Origin of the sequence: Vallitalea longa (assembly GCF_027923465.1) — a bacterium.
Taxonomy (GTDB): Bacteria; Bacillota; Clostridia; order Lachnospirales; family Vallitaleaceae; genus Vallitalea; species Vallitalea longa.
On sequence record NZ_BRLB01000088.1, the window covers coordinates 1 to 255 of the forward strand.

Sequence of the window (255 nt, forward strand, 5' to 3'; positions counted from 1 at the left end):
GACTTTAATTCATAAAACCTTCGGCTGTACTAGATTTGTATTCAATCGTTTTCTTAATCAAAGAATTGAATTATACAAGAATGAAGAAAAATCAACTACTTATGTTAATCAAGCTAAAGAATTAACAACTTTGAAAAAAGATTTAACTTGGCTTAAAGAAGTGGATAGTGTTTCTCTTCAATCTGCACTTAGGAATTTAGATACTGCTTTTAAGAATTTCTTTCAAAAGAGAGCTAAATATCCTAGATTCAAATC

Annotated in this window: 1 protein-coding gene; it reads left to right on the forward strand. The window is 27.8% G+C overall.

Going from position 1 to position 255, the window contains the following annotated elements; translation table 11 throughout:
- Positions 1-255, forward strand: a 255-nt coding sequence (locus QMG30_RS24935) for a transposase (RefSeq protein ID WP_281819939.1), incomplete at both ends; no start/stop codon positions are given.